Annotated in this window: 3 protein-coding genes; all 3 read left to right on the plus strand. The window is 28.4% G+C overall.

Annotated features, from left to right (window positions below; translation table 11 throughout):
* Positions 1-2244 (plus strand): hypothetical protein (locus tag QZ357_RS00850; protein WP_290770770.1); only part of this gene is annotated, 2244 nt, incomplete at its 5' end.
* 17 nt (positions 2245-2261) lie between these two features.
* Positions 2262-2486, plus strand: coding sequence for a hypothetical protein (locus QZ357_RS00855; RefSeq protein ID WP_290770773.1), 225 nt, complete (start codon positions 2262-2264; stop codon positions 2484-2486).
* A gap of 35 nt (positions 2487-2521) precedes the next feature.
* Positions 2522-2836, plus strand: coding sequence for a hypothetical protein (locus QZ357_RS00860; RefSeq protein WP_290770775.1), 315 nt, complete (start codon positions 2522-2524; stop codon positions 2834-2836).
* Positions 2837-2962 lie beyond the last annotated feature (126 nt).

Genomic DNA, 2962 nt, shown 5'->3' on the forward strand with positions numbered 1-2962 from the left:
GATTTAGAGAAGATTGAAAATGTAGTTGGTTATCCTAATTTAATGAAATCTTATTATAACACTATTGATTTTTCAGGATATTTAGAGCATAGTTTAATGCCTGATGCTAATTTAAGTGATACATCTGCTTCAGAGCAGCTTGCTTTATTAACAATGGCTAACCTCTCCCCTGTTGCTGTTACAGATATATCAGTAGCTTCTAAATCTACTGTTGATAATACTGTTTTATCTGTTGCAAAGGTTATACTTGATTATAGATATGATGTTGAAATTGTATCTTCAAGTTATAGTACAAAGGGTCATATTTGGGAAGGTAATTTTAAAATTACTAATAGCTCTGATGAAGAAGATACTGCAACTGGAAATAATGTAGTCATTTATGTTAATGATGATTATGAAAAGTATGTTAAACAAAAGTTAGATAAAGCATTAAAAAAATCGGATAAAGAAGATTTAAGTATTTCAGGGTTATTTAAAAAGGAATATGATGATTTTTGTAATGAATTAAAAAAATATTGTCTTAATAGGTTAAAATCTTTTGCCGATGCTTGTCAGGCTTGCATTGACATACTTATAGAACAAGATGTGTCTAACCCTAATACTTGGGCTGGAACGGATAAAACATCAAGTAGTGGAGAATCCAATCTTTATACTAAATTATATATTCCTTATCGTAATAAACTTAATGCCATTCAAAGTGAAATAACATTAAGACAAAACGAATTAGATACTATTACAGATTTACAAAATGATGTTATAACATTAAGAAATACAACTCAAGATAATTTAAACTTTGAAAAATATTTAGGAACAGATTTGCTTAATGAATTTAATAGTTTTCGTAGAGAAGATAAATATTCAAATGATAATTATATTTCTGACGGATTAAGTAATTCCGAAATTTTCAAAAAAGCTCAAGAATTTATTGATACTGCTGAAAAGGAAATTTACAAATCAGCAGAATTACAACACTCTATTTCTTGTAGTTTAAAGAACTTATTGATAATTCAGAAATTTAAACCTATTGTTGAATATTTTGAAGTGGGTAACTGGATAAGATGTTTGGTTGATGATGTTATTTATAAACTTAGACTTATTAGTTATGAAATTGATTTCGATAATCTTGAAGAATTATCAGTTGAATTTTCTGATTTAACAAAGATTAAAGATGGAATAAGTGATATTCAAAGTATATTATCTAAATCTAATTCAATGGCTTCTTCATATAGTTCTACTAAAAGACAAGCTAATCAAGGCGAAAAAAGTAATGAAGTTATTCGAGATTGGTTTACTAATGGATTAGACGCTACTAATGTAAAAATTATTGGTGGTGCTGATAATCAATGTCAATCTTGGGATTCACATGGTATGTTGTTTACAGAATACAATTCAATTACAGATAGTTATGAATCGGAACAAATAAAAATTATAAACTCCACTATTGCTGTTACAGATGATAACTGGGCTACTACAAAGACGGCAGTCGGAAGATTTATTTATGTAAATCCTGAAACTGGTGCTATGGAAACTAAGTTTGGTGTAAATGGGGAAGCTGTTGTTGGCAAACTTATTGTAGGTGAAAATTTGTCTATATTCAATAAAAACAATAGCTTAAAATTTAATGAAAATGGTTTGACTATTACCAATAGTACAAATACAGTAGCTATTAATCCAAATAATCAATCTATTTTTACAATTAGTAACTCGAAGGGTAATGTTTTAAGTTTTGATAATAGTGGTAATGGTACTTTTAATGGTAAGGTTACAGCGACAACAGGTGAAATAGCTGGTTGGATAATTAAAGGGAATAAATTACTTTCTGTTGATGGAACTTTTTCTATTGATAGTGCAAATAATACTATAACTGTCGATGATGTTGATGGTAGAAAAACAGTAATTAGTAAGCAAGGCGTTAAATATTCATATGGAGAAAAAGAAATAGGACAAATTGGTATTCGTGGTGGTGCAAGTGGCAATTATGGTCTTACATTTGATTTAGTTGACGGAGATGCTCTCACTTGGAATGTGTATGATTCTGAAAATAAAGTATATCTTAATAAGGTTCGTTATACCGAAACAGATGGGTTTATAATACATAATAGTCTTTTTTGTGATAAGGAGATTGAATGTAGTGGAGTAAAAATTAAAACAGATAATTTTTATTTTGGAAATTATAAACTTGGATTAAATTCAATAACGATAGATGGACAAAAAATACAATATGTATCATGGATAGAAACATAAAGGAGAATGATAATTTAATGGAAGAAACAATAAAAAAACCCATTATGTTAGTGAGGGAAGATTTAATAAATACTTTAACAAAGGAGATAAACGAATCTGGTTTACCTCCTTTTGTTATTGAGCCGATATTACAGGGTTTTTTAGAGGAAACAAAAAATGCTATGAGAAGGCAATATGAAACAGAAAAGCAACAATATCAAAATGCTTTAAACTTTGAAAAATCTAAAAAAAGAATTGAGTGATGTTTGTGGACTTTGAAATAGTTAGAGGAACAAATATGGATATAGAGTATATTATCTACTATGAAGATGGTAGCATTTATAACTTACAAGATGGTGACAAAATAATTTTTGGCGTAAAAGAAGATGATGTAAATTCCGATAATTCTAAATACATTATCAAAAAGATAGCTACAAGTAAAGATAAAATTAATGAGGGATATGGAATTTATTTTGTACCCAGTGATACTTTAAATTTAGAACATAAAAATTACTTTTATGATGTCGGTATTCAAACAAGTGATGGAAAGTATTATATGACTACTGAATGTTCTATTTTTAAGGTTCGTAGAGCAATAACATCTAAGGAATGATTGTTAATGGAAACATATACAAAAGGACAAGTAGTAAGAAAGAAAATATATGGAAAAATATCTCAAATCAAAAGCGGTGGCAAGTCAGACCACTATACAACTACTGCGAATTATTTTGATAAACTC

The sequence above is a fragment of the Anaerofustis sp. genome (genome assembly GCF_019420015.1).
Taxonomy (GTDB): Bacteria; Bacillota; Clostridia; order Eubacteriales; family Anaerofustaceae; genus Anaerofustis.